This is a genomic window from Methylosinus sporium (assembly GCF_003113265.1).
GTDB lineage: Bacteria > Pseudomonadota > Alphaproteobacteria > Rhizobiales > Beijerinckiaceae > Methylosinus > Methylosinus sporium.
Genome location: NZ_PUIV01000031.1, coordinates 16,285 through 34,864, shown reverse-complemented (window position 1 = coordinate 34,864; position 18,580 = coordinate 16,285). Strand labels below are relative to the sequence as shown.

Below are 18,580 nucleotides of genomic sequence, written 5' to 3'. Positions count from 1 at the left end.
TTCGAGCCGCCTCGCCTCTGCTTGACGCCGCTATCCCGCTCGGCTACGTCACTACATGTTATAACATAACATATGGCGCGCCATGGCCCAGCTCCCCGACCCTCGCCTCCCCGTCACCGTCCTCTCCGGCTTTCTCGGGGCCGGAAAGACGACGCTGCTCAATCATGTGCTCAATAATCGCGAGGGCCGGCGCGTCGCCGTCATCGTGAACGATATGAGCGAAGTGAATATCGACGCCGATCTCATCCGTGACGGCGGCGCAGAGCTGTCGCGCACCGACGAGAAGCTCGTCGAAATGACCAATGGCTGCATCTGCTGCACCTTGCGCGACGATCTGCTCGCCGAGGTGCGGCGCCTCGGCGAGGAAGGCCGCTTCGATTATCTGCTGATCGAGAGCACGGGCATCGCTGAGCCGCTGCCGGTCGCCAGCACCTTCTCCTTTCGCGACGAGAATGGCGACAGCCTCTCGGATCTCGCGCGGCTCGACACCATGGTCACCGTCGTCGACGCGGCCAGCCTGCTGCAGGACTATGGCTCGAACGACTTTCTGCGCGACCGCGGCGAGGTCGCCGGCGAGGACGACGATCGCACTCTCGTCGCTCTCCTCGTCGAGCAGATCGAATTCGCCGACGTCATCGTGCTCAACAAGGCCTCGGCGGTGTCGGCGGAACGGCTGGCGCTGGTGCGCAAAGTGGTGAAGTCGCTGAACGCCGACGCGCGCATCGTCGAGACCGATTTTGGCGCGGCGCCGATGGACGCCATTCTCGACACCGGCCTCTTCGACGAGGAGAAGGCGGAGCGCCATCCGCTATGGCACAAGGCGCTCTACAGCCCGGAAGACCATGTGCCGGAGTCGGAACAATATGGAATAGAGAGCTTCGTCTATCGGGCGCGGCGTCCGTTCCATCCGGAGAAATTCAACGCATTCATCAATGCGACCCGGCCCGGCCTCGTGCGCGCCAAAGGGCATTTCTGGCTCGCCACCCGGCCGAAATGGGTCGGCGAATTTTCGATCGCCGGCGCGATCGCCCGCGTGACGGCCATGGGCTATTGGTGGATCGCCGTGCCGAAGCAGCATTGGCCCGATCATCCCGATTGGAAGCGCCATTTTGAGCGCAATTGGGACGAGGTCTGGGGCGATCGCCGGCAGGAGCTCGTCTTCATCGGAATCGGCATGGACGAGGCCGCGATTCGCGCCGCGCTCGACGCCTGCCTCGTCGGGCCGCAAAAGCCGAAGCGCTTCGACGCTTCCGCCTATCGCTCGCTCGGCGATCCCTTCCCCGCTTGGGAGAGCGCCGATGCTATGTGACGAAACCGCCGCCCCGCCGTCGCGGCTCTCCTACCGCCGGCTGATGCAATCGCGCTCGATCTGTCTGTTGCCGCGCGAGCTGGAGCCGCGAATCGCCGCGGCGCTAGATACGATGCGTTTCGCGCAGCCGCTGCGAATGCGGGTGACCGGAGCGGAGGAGACTTTGCCCCGCGCGCTCGCCGCCGCACTCGCCGAAGCGGGATTCGAAGCATGGCTCGCCCAATGGCTCACGAGCGATGTGATGCGCCTCGCGCGCCTCTATCGAGAGGCGACGCGGGCGAGCGAGATTCGCGTCCGGCTGGAGACGATCGAGGACGACGCCTGCCGTCTCTTTCACGTCGATTTCGTGCGCTTTCGGCTCGTGACCACCTATCGCGGCCCGGGCACGCAATGGATCGCGCCGGGACCGAAAGCCGATCCGGTCGAGGAGAATTCGATTCGGCGGCTCGAGCGCGGCTGGGTCGCGATAATGCGCGGCGAAAAGGCGGCGAGCGCCGACCTCCGCGCCCTGCCGCATCGATCGCCGCCGATCGCCGGGACAGGAATCGAGCGACTCTTCCTCGCCATAGACGAGGCGCCCGCGCCGTCCCGCTGACGGCGAGAGCGCATCGGCGGGATTATTGCGCCGGCGCAGCCGCGGCGCGGACGGCGAGCTGCTTCGTCACCTCGTCGAGCCCTTTCTTCGCCGCGGCGAGATTGGGGTCGAGCGCCAGCGCCTGCTCGAGATCGGGCTTGGCGTGTTCGGGATCGCGCTTGCCGCGATAGGCGTTGGCGCGATTGAGATAGGCGCGCGCATATTTGGCGTCGATCGCGACGGCCTTGCCGAAATCGGCGATGGCGCGGTCGAAATCGCCCTTGGCGTGCAAAGTCAGCCCGCGATTATTGTAGGCGATGGCAAGCTTTCCGTCCTGCTCGATCGCTCTGTCGTAATCGGCCAGCGCATGGTCGAGATCGCCCTTGGCCTGATAGAGCGCGGCGCGATTGAGATAGGCCTGCGCGGATTTGGGCTCGAGCTTTACCGCCGCATCGAAATCGGCGAGCGCGCGGTCGAGATCGCCCTTGGCGCGCCAGGCGCGACCGCGATTGCTCAGCGCGGCGGCGGATTTCTTGTCCAGCTCCAGCGCCTTATCGTATTCGACGATGGCCTTGTCGAGATCGCCTCTACTCTGATAGGCGCCGCCACGGCCGAGATAGGCGGCCGGAGATTTCGGCTGTGAGGCGACGAGCTTGTCGTAATCGGCGAGAGCATGGTCGAAATCGCCCTTGGCGCGATAGGCGGCGGCGCGATCGGCCAGAGCCGCCGCCGAATTGGGATCGATCTCCAGCGCCTTGTCGTAATCGGCGAGCGCGCGCTCATAATCGCCCTTGGCGTGATAAGCGCCGCCGCGATTGACGTGAGCAGCCACGCGGTTCGGCTTTATCTCCTTGTCGCCGCGGGCGATCACCTCGCTACAGCCCTCGATGCGCTTGTCGGGATCGGCGGCGCGGCAGCCGGCCCAAGCGTCGCCCTTGGCGTATGCCGCGTTGGAAAAGACGAACAGCGCCGCCGCGAGAGCGAAGCGGGCCGCAAGATGAAACGGCGTCGAGGCGAAAGCGAGAGGCGCCATGTGGCCAGGGGCTCCTATTGTCGAGTATTCCGCTATGATTTCATTTCGACGCTTCGAGGGCAATGGGAAAAATCCGAGCCCGCGCCGGAACCGCAGCGACGCAAACGGCGGCGCCGACGACTTCGAGACGCGCGGCCGCCGCGATTTTTGGCCTTGCAGTGCGGCTAAGGCGCAGCTCCGAGCGCCCCCCGAGCCAGAAAAACGGTCGAAAACATGCATTGAGACACTTCTGAACCACAAAAAATTACTCTAAGACTGAATGTCGATGAGCCTCTTGACCTCTACCGAAGATCTCGCCGCCGCCTGCGCCCGTCTCTCCCGTCATCCCTTCGTCACCGTCGATACGGAGTTTTTGAGGGAAACGACTTTCTGGCCCAAGGTCTGCGTCATTCAGCTGGCCTCGCCCGAGGAGGCCTTCGCCGTCGACACTCTGTCCGAGGGCCTGGACCTCACGCCCTTTTTCGAGCTGATGGCCAATGAGAGCGTGGTCAAGGTGTTCCACGCGGCCCGCCAGGATCTCGAAATCGTCTGGCGGCTCGCGCGGCTGATTCCCGCGCCCTTGTTCGACACGCAGGTCGCCGCGATGGTCTGCGGCTTCGGCGATCAGGTCTCCTATGTCGAGCTGGTGAAGGCCATCTCCAAAGAGAGCCTCGACAAATCCTCGCGTTTCACCGATTGGTCGAAGCGGCCTTTGTCGACGGCGCAGATCGATTACGCCATCGCCGACGTCACCCATTTGCGGCAGATCTACACGCATTTGCGCGCGCGGCTGGAGCGCTCCAACCGGCTCGACTGGCTCGCCGACGAAATGCGCACCTTGACCACGCCCGAGACCTATGAGCAGAGCCCGGAGAACGCCTGGGAGCGCCTGCGCCATCGCGTGCGCAAGCCGCGCGACCTCGCCGTGCTGATGGAGCTCGCCGCTTGGCGCGAGAGCGAGGCGCAGGGCCGTGACGTGCCGCGCTCGCGCGTGCTCAAGGACGATATGCTGATCGAGATCGCCCTCGCCGCCCCGCGCACGCAGGAGGCGCTCGGCAATCTGCGCGCCTTCCCGCGCGGGCTCGAGCGCTCGCGCTCCGGCGCGGATATCGTCGCCGCCGTGGAGAGAGCGCTGGCGCGCGATCCCGCCACATTGCCGCGCATAGAGCGGGAGAAGCGCGGCAGCTCCAGCGGAGCCACGGTCGAGCTGCTCAAGGTTCTGCTGCGGCAGGTCGCCGAAGAGACGGGCGTCGCCACCAAAATGATCGCCACCGTAGAGGACCTCGATGCCATCGCCGCCGACGATGGGGCGGATGTGCCCGCCCTCTCCGGCTGGCGGCGGGCGATTTTCGGCGAGAAAGCGCTGCAGCTGAAAGCCGGAAGGCTGGCTCTGGCGGTCGAAAAGGGCAAGGTCGTCACGCTCGACTGGCAGGAGCTGGACGAGTCCGCCGGACGCTGAGCCCCTCCACGCGAGATCTGCGAGGCGCGCCTTCAGGCTCGCTCTTTCCGTTCCCTTCAATCCGACTGACGTATGGGTAGGACATAATCCCGCCCATTCACCCATTCTATGACCCATCCTCTAGTATGGGTATGGGTAGCGCTATGCCCACCTGATCGGCATAGGCTACCCCGCTCTATCTTGCGACGCACAACCCGCCTTTCGATCTGAATTCATTGTAGAATCGAATAGTTCTATAGAGACGCCCCTGCGACAAACCGCGCCTTGAAATTCTGCTATTGCGATGCAACATACGCTCATGTTGCGACGCAACGTGAACTCGGGACGGCTTCGGCGCCTCGAGGACGAGCAGGTCGCAGAGGGGCGCTCCCCAGCGCCGTATGAGGAAGGACAAGACCATGATGACTGCAGGCAAACGCATCTTCGCTCTGGCCCTCGCCGCTGTGCTGAGCCTCACGGCGGGCGTGGCCCTGCACGCCGAGCCTTATGGGCCGGTCGCTGCGCCGGTGACGCTGAAGCCGCTCGCTGCGGCCAGCTTCGACGCGGGTCGGAAGCATGTGTTGAGCTATTTCGTCGGCGGCGGCGGCGCCTGTCGGCTGACGGTGATCGTCTTCGACGCGCCCACGCTCGAGGAGGCGACGCCGGCCACCGCGACGACGCGCTTCATCGTGCCGATCTCCAGCGGCTCCTCCGCCAATCTCGACACTGCCGTCGCCAAGACGCTGCGCTTCGCCTGCTCGGACGACGCCGGCGCCCTGACGGTGACGTCGAGCGAGCGTGTCGCGCCGCGCGCCGCCTATTGAAACGAGCGCCGCCTCCGTCAGACGACGGAGGCGGTCGCCTCTATCACCGCCTCGGCTCCGATGAGACGGCCGAGCGCCTTGCAACGGCTGGCCAGCCGCTCGCTCACGAGATCGGCGAATTCCCCCGGCAGAGACAGAATCAACCTCCCGTCGCTCGCGACGAGCGGCGTGAGCGGCAAGACGCCGGGCATGGCCGCGCTCAGCAGATAGCCGACGCGCAGCGCCGCCGAGAGCACGCGGGCGCGCTCCAGCAGGCGCGGCGACATCAGGCCGCGCACCGGCAGAGCGCCCTCGCTATCGGGGCCTGCGTGACGCAGCACCGCCACCAGCGCCAGAAAGGCGCGGCCCGGATGATCGACGGCCACGAAGGCGGAATTGGCGATCACATTCATCGCCTGATTGGCGCGATAGTCCGGATGGGCGCGCCAGCTGACATCCGAGAGAAAACAGGCGGCGTGGCGCAGCCGCACCTCCTCCTCCGTCTCCTGTAGGCCCGAAGAGGAAAACAGCGCATCGGTCCAGGCGATGAGATCATCTCCATAGCCGGGCGCGCGGGCCATGGCGCGCTCGAGCTCGCGCGCTGCGGCGACCAGCGGATCGGCGGCGCGTTCGGCCGGCGTGAGGCGCTCATAGAGCAGCCCCTCGCGCACGCCCGCGGCCGAGATGACGATCTCCTTGGGCCGCGCCTTGCGAATCACCTCGTCGAGCACAATCGCGCCATAGGCGAGCAGTGGACGGCGCGCCGTCGAGACCGCGGCGATGTCGGCCAGCGCCTCGCTGTCGACGCGCTCCAGCAGGCTGGCGAATTCCGCCGCGTCGCTGGTCGGGATGCGGTAGTTATGCATCATGTCGAGCGGATAATTGCGCTGGCGCATGTGCAGCCGCGCCAGCGCGCGCCATGTGCCGCCGACGGCGTAGAAGGCGCGGCCCTTGAGCCGTTGCAAGGGAAGCGCATCCTCGATCGCCTTACGAGCGATTCGCGCCGCCTGACGGGTGGAGCGGCTCGCGGCGTCCATCAGCGCGAGGCCGCCGAGCGGCAGCGTGACCCCCTCGCCCATTGCGCCGCCATGCAGATCGATGAGCTCGAGCGAGCCGCCGCCGAGATCGCCGACGACGCCGTCGGGCTCGTGAATGGCGGAGATCACGCCGAGCGCCGAAAGCTCGGCCTCGCGGCGGCCCGACAGCAGCGAAATCTCGCGGCCGATCGCTTCGCTCGCCGCAGTGAGAAAGGCGGCGCCATTGACAGCGTCGCGAGCCGCCGCTGTCGCGATCACCTCTATGTCGTCGATCTCCATGATCTCGCAGAGCGCGCGAAAACGCCGCAGCGCCTGCAACGCCTTGCGAATCGCGTCCTCCGGCAGGCGGCCCGTCGTGACGACGCCGCGTCCGAGACCGCACATGGCCTTTTCGTTGAATATCGGCGTCAGCGCCCGGTGCAGCCCGACATAGGCGACGAGGCGCACCGAATTGGAGCCGATGTCGACGATCGCGACAGGCCGCTGCGCTCGCGAGAGCGCCCCAGCCTCGGTCTCGACCGCGTCACTCCTCGCGCGGCTTGAGGAGCGATCGCGGACGCCATTCCTTGAGAGACTTGCCACGGCCGGAGAGACTCGGGTTGGTCATGAAGTATTTATGGGCGTTGAACCGCTCTTCGCCCTCCGGGGGAGTTATGCGTAAGGACGAGCCGTCCGGCAAGACTCGATAGCTCTGTTCGTTGTCGATGAGATTGGCCAGCATGATCTGATCGAGAATTTGCTGATGCACGGTCGGATTGGTGATCGGCATCAAGACCTCGACGCGGCGATCGAGATTGCGCGGCATGAGATCGGCCGAGGAAATATAGACATGGGCCTTGGCGTGCGGCAGCGCGTGGCCGCCGCCGAAGCAATAGACGCGGGCGTGCTCGAGGAAGCGCCCGACAATCGATTTGACGCGGATATTGTCGGAAAGGCCCGGCACTCCCGGCCGCAGGCAGCATATGCCGCGCACGACGAATTCGATCGACACGCCCGCCTGCGAGGCGTGATAGAGCGCATCGATGATCTCGGGATCGACGAGGGCGTTGCATTTGCCCCAGATCGCCGCCGGCTTGCCTGCCTTGGCGAAGCCGATCTCCTGCTCGATATGCTCGAGCAGCCTGGTCTTGAGCGAGATGGGCGACACCGCCATGCGCTCGAGCCCGGCGGGCTCCGCATAGCCGGTGATGAAATTGAAGATGCGCGACACGTCGCGGCCGATCGCCGGATCGGCGGTGAAGAGCGAGATGTCGGTATAAATGCGCGCCGTCACCGGATGATAATTGCCGGTGCCGACATGGCAATAGGTGACGATGCTTCCGCCCTCGCGGCGCACCACCATCGACAGCTTGCCATGCGTCTTCAGCTCGATGAAGCCGAACACGACCTGCGCGCCGGCGCGCTCGAGATCGCGCGCCCAGCGGATATTGGCCTCCTCGTCGAAGCGCGCCTTCAGCTCGACCAGCGCCGTCACCGATTTGCCGGCCTCCGCCGCCTCCACCAGAGCACGCACGATGGGGCTGTTGGAGGAGGTGCGATAGAGCGTCTGCTTGATCGCGACCACATTGGGATCGCGCGCCGCCTGCTGCAGGAACTGCACGACGACATCGAAGGATTCATAGGGGTGATGGACCGCGAGGTCCTTCTGCTTGATGGCCAGGAAGCAATCGCCGCCATTATCGCGCACGCGCTCGGGGAAGCGCGGCGTATAGGGCTTGAACTTGAGATCGGGCCGATCGAGCCCGACCACCTCGGAAAGATCGTTCAGCGCCAGCATTCCATCGACCACGAAAGTCTCGTCCTCGCCGACATCGAGCTCCTCGGCGACCAGCGCGCGCAGCGCCTCCGGCATGTCCGAGGCGACCTCAAGGCGAATGACCGAGCCGCGGCGGCGACGCTTGAGCGCCGTCTCGAACAGGCGCACGAGATCCTCCGCCTCCTCCTCCACCTCGAGGTCGCTGTCGCGAATGAGGCGGAAAATCCCCTGCCCCTTGAGCTGATAGCCGGGGAAGAGCTTCTGCGCATTGATGGCGATCAAGGTCTCGAGCAGCATGAAGCGCTCGCGCCCCTGCCCCGTCCCATGTCCCGTTCCTTGCGCGCTCGGCAGGCGCACGAAGCGCTCGATCTTGGGCGGCAGGCGCACCAGAGCGTGAAGCGTCTTGCGGTCGCCCGGACGCACTAGCTCCAGCGCCAGAGTGAAGCCGAGATTGGGGATGAAGGGGAAAGGATGCGCCGGGTCGATGGCGAGCGGCGTCAGCACCGGGAAGACGCGCGAGAGGAAATGATCGTCGAGCCATTCGCGGTCGCCCTTGGAGAGATGTCCCGGCTCCACGATGACGATGCCGACATCCTCGATCTCGCGGCGCAATTCGCGCCAGCGTCGCGTCTGCGCCGTGGTGAGCAGCGCCACGCGCTCGTTGATCTTCACCAGCTGCTCGGCCGGAGTCAGCCCGTCCTGCGAAAGAGTGGCGACGCCGGTGCGCACCTGACCGCGCAGGCCGGCGACGCGCACCATGAAGAATTCGTCGAGATTATTGGCGGAGATGGAGAGGAAGCGCAGCTGCTCCAGCAGCGGATGATTGCGGTTGGACGCCTCCTCGAGAACGCGGCGGTTGAACTCTAGCCAGGACAATTCGCGATTGATGAAGCGCTGCGGCAGAACGGCGAGCTCTTCGGGATGCTCCAGAAGCTCGCCCGGCTGGTCCATGACGGGAATGTCGGCTCCGGTCCGCTCGGCCTCGAGATTGTCCTGAATATGCTTCGTCATGCTTTTCCCACCTCTCGCCCGCCGGCGCGATTCTGACAGATTTTCCGCCATACGAAAGCCCTCACGCGCCGCGAGAGGCGTCGATGAGCTGGAGAAGCTCGCCCGCGAGCGCGCGCGTGACCGGACGGCCACGCGAGAGCGCTTCCTCGTCGAGCATCCGCACGAAGGCGCGCGCCGCATCCAGCGAACGCTCGAGCCGAAGCGCGACATAATCGACCAGCGTCGCCTCGACCGCCAATTGGCGGTCGCGAAACAGCTTTTCCAGCACGGCGCGAATCAGCGAATCGTCCGGCGCGCCGATTTCTACGACCGGCGCACGACGTAAACGCGACAATAGGTCGGGAAGCGCGATTTTCAGCGCGGACGGCGGCCGGCGTGACGAGATCAGCAGCGACCCGCCGCTTTCGCGAATGAAATTCATCAAATGAAACAAAGCTGTCTCATCCGTCACCGCCTCCAGCCCGTCGAGCAGCGCGCAGGCTCCGCAGAGCGCGCCGGGCTCGGGAATATCGGTCGGGGAGACGAGAAGAGCGTCATGTCGGCGCGCGAAGATCGCCCCGAGATGGGTCTTGCCGGAACCCGGCGGGCCGACGAGCAGCAGCGCGCTGTCCGGCCAGTCCGGCCAGCGCGAGATCATCTCGTGAGCCGCGCGATTGGCGGGCGAGATCAAAAAATCCGCGTCGCCATGGCGCGGCGCGCCCGCCAGATCGAAAAAGAGCTGGGCGGGGCCGCGGCGAGCGTCGCCTGCGCCGGGCATCGGAGTCAGCTCTCCCGCGGCGGCGCGGCGGGGCCGAGAAACAGCGCGCTCTGCCGATAGCGCCGCGTCGCGAAACGCAAGATGACGCCGAGCGCCGCCGCCACCGGCGCCGCGAGCAGCAGGCCGGTGAAGCCGAACAGCGATCCCGCCGCCAGCAGAGCGAACATCAGCCACACCGGATGCACGCCGATGGAGCCGCCGACGAGCCGCGGCGACAGAACATTGCCGTCGAGAAAAAGGCCGGTGGAGACGACCGCCACCGCCATGGCCGGCAGCCGCCAGTCCGGCCAGCCCTGAACCGTGGCGACGATGATGGAGAGGACGAAGGCGGTGATCGAGCCGACATAGGGCACGAAGCTGAGCACGCCGGCGCCGACGCCGATGAGAAAGCCGAAATTCAGGCCGATGAGCGACAGGCCGATGCTGTACCAGAGGCCCAGGAACAGGCAGACCAGCGCCTGCCCGCGCAGAAAGCCGGCGAGCGCTTTGTCGATGTCGCGCGCGATGGCGCGCACATCTTCGCGATAGCGCGGCGGCGTCAGCGAATCGAGCGTCGCGACCATATCGTCCCAGTCGAGCAGAATGTAGAAGGCGACGACCGGCGTGATCACCACGAGCGACGCCATATTGACCAGCGCCGCCCCACCGGAGACCAGCGATTTCAAAAAGGCGGCGCCCATGCGCGCCGCCTCGCTGGCGATGTCGTTCACATATTTCTGCGTGTCGAGCGAGGCGTCGGAGACCGGCAGGCCGAGCTTCTCATAGACGCTGCGCATGAAGTCGCCGGTCGCCTCGCGGCTGACGCGCGCGAGCAGCCCCTGCAGAGTAGTGAGATAGCCGGGCAGACTCTCGACGAATTCGGTCAATTGCCGCGTGAGCACCGGCGCGACCAGCAGCACGATCGCCGCCGTCAGCACGACGAACACCGTCAAAATTGCGAAAGAGGCGCCGAGGCGCGAGAGGCCGAGCGTTTGCAGCCGATCGGCGACCGGGTCGAGCAGATAGCCGAGCGCGAGCCCCGCCAGGAAAGGCGCGAGAACCGAGCTCAGAAAATAAAACAGCGCGAAGACGAGGAAAATCGCCCCCGCGCACATAACAAGCGGCCGTTCGAGCCCGAGCCCGACCGGAACGCGCGTCGCCTCCACCTCACGCTCCGACATCGTCCGGCCCCATGAGCTTGACCCAGCGCCAGAGATAGACGCTGGCCGAAGCGACGGTCAATGCCGCCACCACGGCGAAGACGAGGCTCGTCGCCTCCCCGAGCGGAAAAGCGAAGGCCTCGCCCGCGAGCACGATCGCGGCGAGCAAGAGCTGCGCCGCCGTGGTGGCTTTCGAGACCGGCAAGGGGCGAAGGTCCATCGGGCGGGCCAGCAGCCAAGCGACGAACACGGCGCCGACGATCAGAACGTCGCGCGAGATCACCAGAAGCGCGAGCCAGGGCGGCAGCGCGCCTTTTATCGCCAGCGTCGCATAAATGGAGACGATGAGCGCCTTGTCGGCGATGGGATCGAGCACGGCGCCGAGGTCCGTGCGCAGATCGAAGGTCTTGGCCAACCAGCCGTCGAGCGCGTCCGACGCTCCGGCGAGCACGAAAATCGCGAAAGCGGCGCGCCAATGCTCGCCGACGATCATGTCGATCGCCGCCGGCGTCAGCACGAGCCGCCCGATGGTGATGAAATTCGGCAGCCATTGCAGATAGAGGGAGCGCATGAGCATCATATTTGGCGCGCCACGGGCTCGGCGCTAGAGCGCCCCCGATCCGTTCGAGCGGCGCTCTGCCGGCGCAAGCTCGGCGCGCGTGCCTTCCGGCTCGCTTCTCGAGACATGTCGAACCGTCCGACGCAGACCGCCGGCCCATCCGAAACGGCGGTGATGGTAAGTCGGCGGCGCTGAGCCAGCTATACGTGATGCTACGCGGAAGGGCTCGCGCGAGGCCTACTTCGACATGCAGGCCTTGATCTCGCTCGAGGTCTTCATCGCCTCGAAAGTGTCGGCGCAGAATTTCTCGAGGCTCGGGCGCAGCTGCGGATTGGAGGCGTTGGCGCGCAGGCTCATAGCGCCCTCGAGCAGCTCCTTCTGCGCGGCGTGGATATTGGCGCGCGGCAGCTCGACCGAACATTCCTCATAGCGCTTCAGCAGCGCGTCGCAGATCGGAATGCCCGTCGAATCGACGGCGAAGGCCGGCGTGGCGAAAAAGAGAGCCGCTGCGAGAGACATAGGACGTTTCACTGCCGATTTTTCCCTTATCGCCCGACCCGGACGTCCCTATAGAGGCTCCGACGTGAAAAGAAAACGGGCGACGGGCGCTTGCGCGGCCCGTCGCCCCACTCCGGCGTAAGTGTCTCGCGAACGCCCGAGATTCCTCAGCTCACAGCCTGCGCTCACAGTCCGGCGAGATAGCCGGTCGGATCGACCGGCGTCGCCCCTTTGCGCAGCTCGAAATGCAGCTGCGGCGAGCCGACATTGCCGGACTGGCCGGACTTGGCGATCGTCTGGCCGCGCTTGACCTGATCGCCGCGCTTCACATCGAGCTCCCCATTATGGGCATAGGCGGAGACGAAGCCATTGGGATGCCGGATCAGCACAAGATTGCCATAGCCTTTCAGCTCGCTGCCGGCATAGGCGACGACGCCACCCTCGGCCGCTTTCACCTGCGTGCCCTCGGGCACGGCGATATTGATGCCGTCATTGCCGCCCGTGGCGAAGCCCTGGATGATGCGGCCGCGCGCCGGCCAGCGGAATTCGGGACGCGCATCGGCCGAGGCCGATTTCTCTTCGGCCGGCTGGGCCGGCGACGGGATCGAGGCGGTCGGAGTCTTGTCGATGCTGCGCAGAGCCTGCGGCTGCGGGGCCGGCGCGGCTTCGGCGTATCTCTGCGGCTTTTCCGCCTGCGGCGCGCGGGCGATCTCGCGCTCCTTGACGGGCGCCGGCTCGGGCTTCTTCTTGGCGATCTTTTCGGCGCGGACCTCCGGCTTTGCGGGCTCGGCCTGAGCGAGCTTCGCCTTGACGGGCTCCTGCTCCTTCGTCCGCTGCGCGAGCTGCGCGCGGGCAGGATGCGTCTCCGCGGGCTTTTGCGCCGCTTTGGCGGGCTGCGCCGGCGCCTGGGCGATCTGCCGCGGCGCGGGCTTCGCCTCGACCGGCTTGGCGACGACCGCCGGCTTGAGAACAGCCGGCTTGAGAACGGCCGATTTGGGCTCGACGGGCGCGGGCCTCGCCTCGATCTGCGCCTGCTTGACGGGGGCCGGACGCGGCCGCTCGGTCGAGACCGGCTTCGACGGCGCGGAAGCGGGCTCGACGCTCGATGTCCGCTTGGGCTCGACCGGCGCGGCCGCCTTGCGGTCGCGCACATCCGCCGCCCGCTGCGCCACATGGGCGGTCGCGGCATAGACGGGAGCGGCGCGCGCCGGCGCCGGAACGGCGACTGGCGCCGCAGCCGCGGAGGCGCGATAGATCGGGATCACCAGCCGCGAGCCGGGATGCACCTCGGCCGGCTTGCCATAGCCGTTGACGCGCAGCAGCGCATCCAGCGGCACGCCATAGCGCGTCGCGACGACGCCGGCCGATTCGCCCTCGGCGACGACGACGGGCGTGCCGCCTTCGGCGCTCCAATGATTATAGGCGCCCGCCGCCCTGGCGGGAGCAGGAGCGGCAACTTGGACAGGAGCGGGCGCAGGAGCCGCGGCGACGGGCGCCGGCGTGCGGATCGCCGCCGGCGGCGGGGCGAGCGGCTGCCGCTCCACGACGCTGCGGCGCACGGGATTGGTCCCCGTCGGAACGCGATCGACGCGGCCCATGGGCGCGGAATCCTGGAACGGATTGGTGAAGGGATCGGCGAAGCGGGACGCGTCCGAACAACCGGCGAGCAGGCCGGCGGCGCCGGCTGCGAACATGAGCCGCTTTGCGACTCGCGACAGAAAAATACGACGCTCAATTGCCATGACGCGACCTACACTCGAACGCGAACCTCACTGCGTTCATCTAGCCACAGGCCGGTTAAGGGAGCGTTTAAGATGAATGCGGGTTCAGCCGCGCCTCGCCGATTTTAGGTAAATGCGCGCGTTCACAGAGCCTTTGCGCGTCCTGCGAGCGAAGCGCCGAGCCGGCTCGGACCAAGATCGCTATCGGTCCAGATCGCATCGCCGGCGCGATGCGAGAGACAGAGCCGAGCCAATGGCCGCTCGCCCTCTTCCGCCGGCGCCTGAATGCGGCCGAACAAAGCCGTTCCACCCGGCGTCAGCGCCGCCAGGACAGAGTGCGGCGGCTCGTGAAAGGACATGTGCAGAATGATGCGATCGAAATATCCGCGCGTCTCATTCGCCGCGATACCGTCGCCGAACAGAACCTCGACATTGGCGCGGCCGACCTCGGCGAGACGCTGACGCGCCTCTATCGCCAAAGTCTCGTAACGCTCGATCGTCACCACCTCGCGCGCGAGCCGCGACAGCACCGCCGCGCCGAAGCCGGAGCCCGTCCCCACTTCCAGCACGCGATGAAGCGGCTCTATGCGCAGCGCCTCGAGCCGGCGCGCGAGCTCGGCGGCGGCCGGCATGGTCTGTCCGCAGCCGATCGGCAGCGACATGTCGCGGGCGGAGAGATCGCGGAAGCGATACGGGGCGAAGAGCGCGCGCGGAGTGGTCTCGAAGGCGCGCATGATGGCGAGGTCGCGCACGCCGGCGCGCCGCAATTGCAGGAGAAGCGCCGCGCGAGCCTCGATCGACTGTCCTTCGCCGGCGCTCTCCTCCATTTTTCCCCTATTCGAAAGCGGCGGAGAGCCGCGTCAAGGTCGGATGGTCGGTGAAGTCGAGGCGCAGAGGCGTCACCGAAATCTTATTCGCCTCCACCGCCTCGAGGTCGGTGCCCGGCCCCGGCGTGAAATTGCCGCGCCGAAAGCATATCCAATAATAGGGAATGCCGCGACCGTCCTTGCGATCTTCTATATGCATCAGATCATTGGAGCGCTGGCCCTGCATGGTGACGGCGACGCCCTTCACCTCCTCCGGCGCGCAATTGGGAAAATTGACATTCATCAGCACGCCGCGCGGAATCCCGGCCGCGACCAGCTTGCGGATGACGTCGGCCGCATGAGCCTCCGCGCAAGCCCAGTGAATATGCCGGCGTCCGGCGAAGAAATCATAGACCTGCGAGAGCGCGATGGAGGGAATGCCGAGCAGCGTGCCCTCTATGGCGCCGGCGATCGTGCCGGAATAGCTGACGTCCTCGGCGAGATTCTGGCCGGAATTGACGCCGGAGAGAATGAGATCCGGCGGTCTGTCGGCGAGCAGCTTGCGCACGCCCATGATGACGCAATCGGTCGGCGTGCCTTTGACGGCGAAATGCCGCGAGGAGATTTCGCGCAGACGCAGCGGATCATTGATGGAGAGCGAATGCGCGACGCCGGATTGCTCGCTCTCCGGCGCGACGACGAAGACATCGTCGGTGAGGCTGCGCGCGACGCGCTCGGCCAGAGCGAGGCCGGCGCCATGGATTCCGTCGTCATTGGTGATGAGGATGCGCATCGTCACTCGTTCTCGAAGGACTATAGCAATCGTCGGGCGCGATTCCTTCTCCCACTCGTGGGAGAAGGTGGCCCCGCGAAGCGGGGTCGGATGAGGGCCGTCGTGTCTTCAGAGAATCGAAGCACACGAAGCGATGCGCAAAGCAGAAGGACCCTCCATCCGACCCTCGCTGACGCGAGGGCCACCTTCTCCCGCGCGCGGGAGAAGGGTCACGCCCCAGCTACCGCGCCGCGGCGATTCGCTCCAGCCCGCCCATATAGGGACGCAGAACCGTCGGCACTGTGACGGAGCCGTCCGCCTCCTGATAATTCTCCAGCACGGCGACCAGAGCGCGGCCGACGGCGACGCCGGAGCCGTTGAGCGTATGCACGAAGCGCGTCGCCTTGCCCTCGGCGGGACGGAAGCGGGCGTTCATGCGCCGCGCCTGGAAATCGCCGCAGACCGAGCAGGAGGAAATCTCGCGATATTTCCCCTGCCCCGGCAGCCAAACCTCGAGGTCATAGGTCTTCTGCGAGGCGAAGCCCATGTCGCCGGTGCAGAGCGTCACCTTGCGATAGGGCAGCTCGAGCAATTGCAGCACTTTCTCCGCGCAGCCGGTCATGCGCTCATGCTCCTCGAGCGATTGCTCGGGCGTCGTGATGGAGACGAGCTCGACCTTATAGAACTGATGCTGGCGGATCATGCCGCGCGTGTCGCGCCCCGCCGCGCCGGCCTCGGCGCGGAAGCAATAGGTGCCGGCGGTGAAGCGCAGAGGCAGCTGCGATTCGTCGAGGATCGATTCGCGCACGAGATTGGTGAGCGGGACTTCCGCCGTCGGCACGAGCCAATATTCGCTCGCCGGCTCCTCCGATTGTCCATCGCCGCGACCTGCCGTCACGGAAAACTGATCGTCGCGGAATTTCGGCAGTTGCGCCGTGCCGAACATTGCGTCGTCGCGCACCAGCAGCGGCGGCGCCACTTCCGTATAGCCGTGCGCGCCCGTATGCAGATCGAGCATGAATTGCGCGAGCGCGCGCTCGAGCCGTGCGATTCCGCCCTTGTTCACGACGAAGCGCGCGCCCGATAGCTTGGCGGCGCTCTCGAAATCCATGAGCTTCAGGCCTTCGCCAATGTCGAAATGCTCTTTCGGCGTAAAGTCGAATTTGCGCGGCTCGCCCCAGAGCAGAACCTCGACATTGTCGTGCTCGTCCTTGCCTTCCGGCACTTGCTCGAGCGGCGTGTTGGGAATCTCCGACAGCGCCTTGTCGAGCGCGGCGCTCGCTTCGCGCTCCTTCTGCTCCAGCTGCGGGAAATCCTCCTTCAGCTTCGCGACTTCCGCCTTCAGCGCCTCGGCGCGGGCGGCGTCCTTCTCGCGCATGGCGAGGCCGATTTCCTTGGAGGCCGCGTTGCGCCGCTCTTGCGCCGCCTGCAAAGCCGCGATCGCCGCGCGGCGCTCGTCGTCGAGCGCGAAAAGGCTTTCCGACAGAGGCGCGAGGTTGCGGCGGCGGCGGCCATTGTCGAAAGCTTCCGCATTATCGCGAATAAATTTGATGTCGTGCATGAGAATCGATCCGCCGACTGGTGCGTGCCCTCATCCGACCCTCGCTGACGCGAGGGCCACCTTCTCCCACGAGTGGGAGAAGGATTCGCTCACCACGTCGTGTACGCGAAACCTCGGCCGCTCCCTTCTCCCGCGCGCGGGAGAAGGTGGCCCCGCGAAGCGGGGTCGGATGAGGGCCCTTGTCCCTCGAGCGGAACGAAGGGTCAACCCGCGGCTTGCTGTTCCTCGGCCGCCGCCCGCTTCTTCTCGATCCAGCGCACGGAAATGATCGACGCCTCGTAGAGCAGCAGGCCCGGTATGGCGAGCGCCAGTTGGCTGAACACGTCGGGCGGCGTCAGCACCGCCGCCACGATGAAGACGAGGACGATCGCATAACGGCGCTTCTCGGCCAGAAACTTCGACGAGACGATTCCGATCTGACCGAGCAGCGTCAGCGCCACCGGCAGCTGGAAGACGACGCCGAAGGCGAGCACCAGCGTCATGATGAGCGAGAGATATTCCGACACGCGTGGCAACAGCTCGATCTGCGCCTTTCCCGGCTCATTGGCCTGCTGCATGGAAATGAAGAAATGCAGCAGATTGGGCATGACGAGGAAATAGACGACGATCGCGCCCAGCGCGAAAAACACCGGCGTCGCGACGAGATAGGGACGAAACGCCTGCCGCTCGTGGCGATAGAGGCCGGGCGCGACGAAGGCGTAGAGCTGGCCGATGACGATCGGGCAGGAAATGAAGGCCGCGGCGAACATCGCCACTTTGATCTGCGTGAAGAAATATTCCTGCGGCGCCGTGTAGATGAGCTTGGCCTCCGGCCCCGCCGCCATCGTATAGGGAACGACCAGGAGATTATAGATATCCTTGGCGAAGAAGAAGGAGAGGATGAAGGCGCCGAGAAAAGCCAGCAGCGCGCGAATGAGCCGCTCGCGCAGCTCCATCAAATGCTCGATCAACGGCGCCTTGGTCGCGTCTATGTCGGCGTCGCTCATTTCGGCAGGCTCTCGGGCGGCGAAACCTCGCTCGACGGCGCAGACTCGCTCGGCTGCCGGGTCTCGTGCGCAGCCGGCGCTTCGAGCGCCGGCGCAGGCTCCTCGGCTTTGGCCTCATCGTCGGACAACGGGGCCGGCGGGCCTTCGATCGCGCCGACGATCTGCTCACGCGCTTCCTTGAGCGGATCGAAAGCGACGTCCTTGCCGACGCCGGCGAAGGCCGAATCGACCTCGCTCTTCAAATTCTTGTGGAGATCGGCAATCTCCGCCTCGCGCATCGCGTCCATGAACTGGCCTTGGAACTCGGCCGCCATGCGCCGCATTCGGCCGGTCACTTGTCCGATCTGGCGCAATACGCGCGGCAGATCCTTGGTCGGAATCGCGACGAGCGCGACGATGCCGATGACGATCAGCTTTCCGGGATCGAGATCGAACATGGTCTTCTCGAGAGCCTGCCGGCGGCAGGCGTGAAAAAGGGTGACGTCAGGCCTTTTTCGCTTCGGCCGGCTTGTCGGCGTGAAGCGTGGACGGGCTCGTGAGCGGCGAATGCTCCAGCGATTTCGTCGGCTCCTCGGTCTTCGCCTCGGTCTCGTCCTCGGCGAGGCCCTTCTTGAAGGCCTTTATGCCTTTGGCGACGTCGCCCATCACATCGGAGATTTTGAAACGCCCGCCGAACAGGATGAAGGCCACGCCGCCGACGATAATCCAGTGCCAGATCGACAGACCGCCCATGGCGCGAACCTCCCACTCGTCTTTCGTGGACCGGCGAGGCCGGCCGAAACTCCCCGGAACCTAGGACGCCGGACGCGCAAAAACAAGTTGGATGAACGAATTCTCCGAC

The 18,580-nt window shown here is 65.9% G+C and carries 18 protein-coding genes; 4 read left to right on the top strand and 14 right to left on the bottom strand.

Annotated elements, in window-relative coordinates:
- The first annotated feature begins 82 nt into the window (after positions 1-82).
- Together zigA and C5689_RS15465 are read left to right on the top strand one after the other, a co-directional pair.
- Positions 83-1,309, top strand: a complete 1,227-nt coding sequence (zigA, locus tag C5689_RS15470) for a zinc metallochaperone GTPase ZigA (RefSeq protein ID WP_108918154.1) — start codon at positions 83-85, stop codon at positions 1,307-1,309.
- Entirely contained in the window at positions 1,299-1,904 is a 606-nt protein-coding gene (locus tag C5689_RS15465; protein WP_108918153.1) for a DUF1826 domain-containing protein, read from the top strand. The genes zigA and C5689_RS15465 overlap by 11 nt, the downstream gene beginning before the upstream one ends.
- Before the next feature lie 22 nt (positions 1,905-1,926).
- Here the strand turns inward: C5689_RS15465 and C5689_RS15460 are convergent, their stop codons facing one another.
- On the bottom strand, positions 1,927-2,916 hold the full coding sequence (locus C5689_RS15460) for a tetratricopeptide repeat protein (protein WP_108918152.1): 990 nt from the start codon (positions 2,914-2,916) through the stop codon (positions 1,927-1,929).
- A gap of 265 nt (positions 2,917-3,181) precedes the next feature.
- On the opposite strand from C5689_RS15460, the gene rnd reads away from it, so the two are divergent.
- Together rnd and C5689_RS15450 are read left to right on the top strand one after the other, a co-directional pair.
- Positions 3,182-4,354: a ribonuclease D gene (gene rnd / locus C5689_RS15455; protein ID WP_108918166.1), complete on the top strand. Its 1,173-nt coding sequence runs from the start codon at positions 3,182-3,184 to the stop codon at positions 4,352-4,354.
- A gap of 398 nt (positions 4,355-4,752) precedes the next feature.
- The gene (locus tag C5689_RS15450; protein ID WP_108918165.1) at positions 4,753-5,157 is read left to right on the top strand and encodes a hypothetical protein; all 405 of its coding nucleotides are present in this window, start codon (positions 4,753-4,755) and stop codon (positions 5,155-5,157) included.
- 17 nt (positions 5,158-5,174) lie between these two features.
- Here C5689_RS15450 and ppx read toward each other — a convergent pair whose 3' ends face one another.
- The 13 genes from ppx to C5689_RS15385 all read right to left on the bottom strand — a co-directional run bounded on the left by ppx (position 5,175) and on the right by C5689_RS15385 (position 18,471).
- Positions 5,175-6,755 (bottom strand): exopolyphosphatase, encoded by a 1,581-nt coding sequence (gene ppx, locus C5689_RS15445; protein WP_108918151.1) that lies wholly within the window; start codon positions 6,753-6,755, stop codon positions 5,175-5,177.
- Positions 6,697-8,940 carry an RNA degradosome polyphosphate kinase gene (locus C5689_RS15440; RefSeq protein ID WP_108918150.1) on the bottom strand — a complete coding sequence of 748 codons (2,244 nt, stop codon included), beginning with the start codon at positions 8,938-8,940 and terminating at the stop codon, positions 6,697-6,699. The genes ppx and C5689_RS15440 overlap by 59 nt, the downstream gene beginning before the upstream one ends.
- A 61-nt stretch (positions 8,941-9,001) precedes the next feature.
- Positions 9,002-9,697, bottom strand: coding sequence for a P-loop NTPase family protein (locus tag C5689_RS15435; RefSeq protein ID WP_108918149.1), 696 nt, complete (start codon positions 9,695-9,697; stop codon positions 9,002-9,004).
- Positions 9,698-9,702: 5 nt separating this feature from the next.
- Entirely contained in the window at positions 9,703-10,857 is a 1,155-nt protein-coding gene (locus tag C5689_RS15430; RefSeq protein ID WP_108918148.1) for an AI-2E family transporter, read from the bottom strand.
- The gene (locus C5689_RS15425) at positions 10,844-11,413 is read right to left on the bottom strand and encodes a CDP-alcohol phosphatidyltransferase family protein (protein WP_108918164.1); all 570 of its coding nucleotides are present in this window, start codon (positions 11,411-11,413) and stop codon (positions 10,844-10,846) included. Before C5689_RS15425 ends, C5689_RS15430 begins: the two co-directional genes overlap by 14 nt.
- A gap of 219 nt (positions 11,414-11,632) precedes the next feature.
- Entirely contained in the window at positions 11,633-11,914 is a 282-nt protein-coding gene (locus C5689_RS15420) for a hypothetical protein (RefSeq protein WP_167398731.1), read from the bottom strand.
- Positions 11,915-12,078: 164 nt separating this feature from the next.
- Positions 12,079-13,587 carry a peptidoglycan DD-metalloendopeptidase family protein gene (locus C5689_RS15415; RefSeq protein ID WP_108918163.1) on the bottom strand — a complete coding sequence of 503 codons (1,509 nt, stop codon included), beginning with the start codon at positions 13,585-13,587 and terminating at the stop codon, positions 12,079-12,081.
- 170 nt (positions 13,588-13,757) lie between these two features.
- Entirely contained in the window at positions 13,758-14,441 is a 684-nt protein-coding gene (locus tag C5689_RS15410) for a protein-L-isoaspartate O-methyltransferase family protein (RefSeq protein WP_108918146.1), read from the bottom strand.
- A gap of 7 nt (positions 14,442-14,448) precedes the next feature.
- Positions 14,449-15,213 (bottom strand): 5'/3'-nucleotidase SurE, encoded by a 765-nt coding sequence (gene surE, locus C5689_RS15405; protein WP_108918145.1) that lies wholly within the window; start codon positions 15,211-15,213, stop codon positions 14,449-14,451.
- A 220-nt stretch (positions 15,214-15,433) separates the two neighbouring features.
- A complete protein-coding gene (gene serS / locus C5689_RS15400) occupies positions 15,434-16,753 on the bottom strand; it encodes a serine--tRNA ligase (protein WP_108918144.1) in 1,320 nt (439 codons plus the stop codon).
- 203 nt (positions 16,754-16,956) lie between these two features.
- Positions 16,957-17,739, bottom strand: a complete 783-nt coding sequence (gene tatC, locus C5689_RS15395) for a twin-arginine translocase subunit TatC (RefSeq protein ID WP_108918143.1) — start codon at positions 17,737-17,739, stop codon at positions 16,957-16,959.
- Positions 17,736-18,176 carry a Sec-independent protein translocase subunit TatA/TatB gene (locus tag C5689_RS15390; RefSeq protein ID WP_108918142.1) on the bottom strand — a complete coding sequence of 147 codons (441 nt, stop codon included), beginning with the start codon at positions 18,174-18,176 and terminating at the stop codon, positions 17,736-17,738. Before C5689_RS15390 ends, tatC begins: the two co-directional genes overlap by 4 nt.
- A gap of 46 nt (positions 18,177-18,222) precedes the next feature.
- On the bottom strand, positions 18,223-18,471 hold the full coding sequence (locus C5689_RS15385) for a twin-arginine translocase TatA/TatE family subunit (RefSeq protein WP_108918141.1): 249 nt from the start codon (positions 18,469-18,471) through the stop codon (positions 18,223-18,225).
- Between the last annotated feature and the right edge of the window lie 109 nt (positions 18,472-18,580).

What these genes read in the sequence shown, in the direction of transcription:
- zigA (WP_108918154.1), top strand. Translation starts at nt 83, where the DNA reads ATGGCCCAGCTCCCCGACCCTCGCCTCCCCGTCACCGTCCTCTCCGGC.
- C5689_RS15465 (WP_108918153.1), top strand. Translation starts at nt 1,299, where the DNA reads ATGCTATGTGACGAAACCGCCGCCCCGCCGTCGCGGCTCTCCTACCGC.
- C5689_RS15460 (WP_108918152.1), bottom strand. Translation starts at nt 2,916, where the DNA reads ATGGCGCCTCTCGCTTTCGCCTCGACGCCGTTTCATCTTGCGGCCCGC.
- rnd (WP_108918166.1), top strand. Translation starts at nt 3,182, where the DNA reads ATGAGCCTCTTGACCTCTACCGAAGATCTCGCCGCCGCCTGCGCCCGT.
- C5689_RS15450 (WP_108918165.1), top strand. Translation starts at nt 4,753, where the DNA reads ATGATGACTGCAGGCAAACGCATCTTCGCTCTGGCCCTCGCCGCTGTG.
- C5689_RS15440 (WP_108918150.1), bottom strand. Translation starts at nt 8,940, where the DNA reads ATGACGAAGCATATTCAGGACAATCTCGAGGCCGAGCGGACCGGAGCC.
- C5689_RS15435 (WP_108918149.1), bottom strand. Translation starts at nt 9,697, where the DNA reads ATGCCCGGCGCAGGCGACGCTCGCCGCGGCCCCGCCCAGCTCTTTTTC.
- C5689_RS15430 (WP_108918148.1), bottom strand. Translation starts at nt 10,857, where the DNA reads ATGTCGGAGCGTGAGGTGGAGGCGACGCGCGTTCCGGTCGGGCTCGGG.
- C5689_RS15425 (WP_108918164.1), bottom strand. Translation starts at nt 11,413, where the DNA reads ATGCTCATGCGCTCCCTCTATCTGCAATGGCTGCCGAATTTCATCACC.
- C5689_RS15420 (WP_167398731.1), bottom strand. Translation starts at nt 11,914, where the DNA reads ATGTCTCTCGCAGCGGCTCTCTTTTTCGCCACGCCGGCCTTCGCCGTC.
- C5689_RS15415 (WP_108918163.1), bottom strand. Translation starts at nt 13,587, where the DNA reads ATGTTCGCAGCCGGCGCCGCCGGCCTGCTCGCCGGTTGTTCGGACGCG.
- C5689_RS15410 (WP_108918146.1), bottom strand. Translation starts at nt 14,441, where the DNA reads ATGGAGGAGAGCGCCGGCGAAGGACAGTCGATCGAGGCTCGCGCGGCG.
- surE (WP_108918145.1), bottom strand. Translation starts at nt 15,213, where the DNA reads ATGCGCATCCTCATCACCAATGACGACGGAATCCATGGCGCCGGCCTC.
- serS (WP_108918144.1), bottom strand. Translation starts at nt 16,753, where the DNA reads ATGCACGACATCAAATTTATTCGCGATAATGCGGAAGCTTTCGACAAT.
- tatC (WP_108918143.1), bottom strand. Translation starts at nt 17,739, where the DNA reads ATGAGCGACGCCGACATAGACGCGACCAAGGCGCCGTTGATCGAGCAT.
- C5689_RS15390 (WP_108918142.1), bottom strand. Translation starts at nt 18,176, where the DNA reads ATGTTCGATCTCGATCCCGGAAAGCTGATCGTCATCGGCATCGTCGCG.
- C5689_RS15385 (WP_108918141.1), bottom strand. Translation starts at nt 18,471, where the DNA reads ATGGGCGGTCTGTCGATCTGGCACTGGATTATCGTCGGCGGCGTGGCC.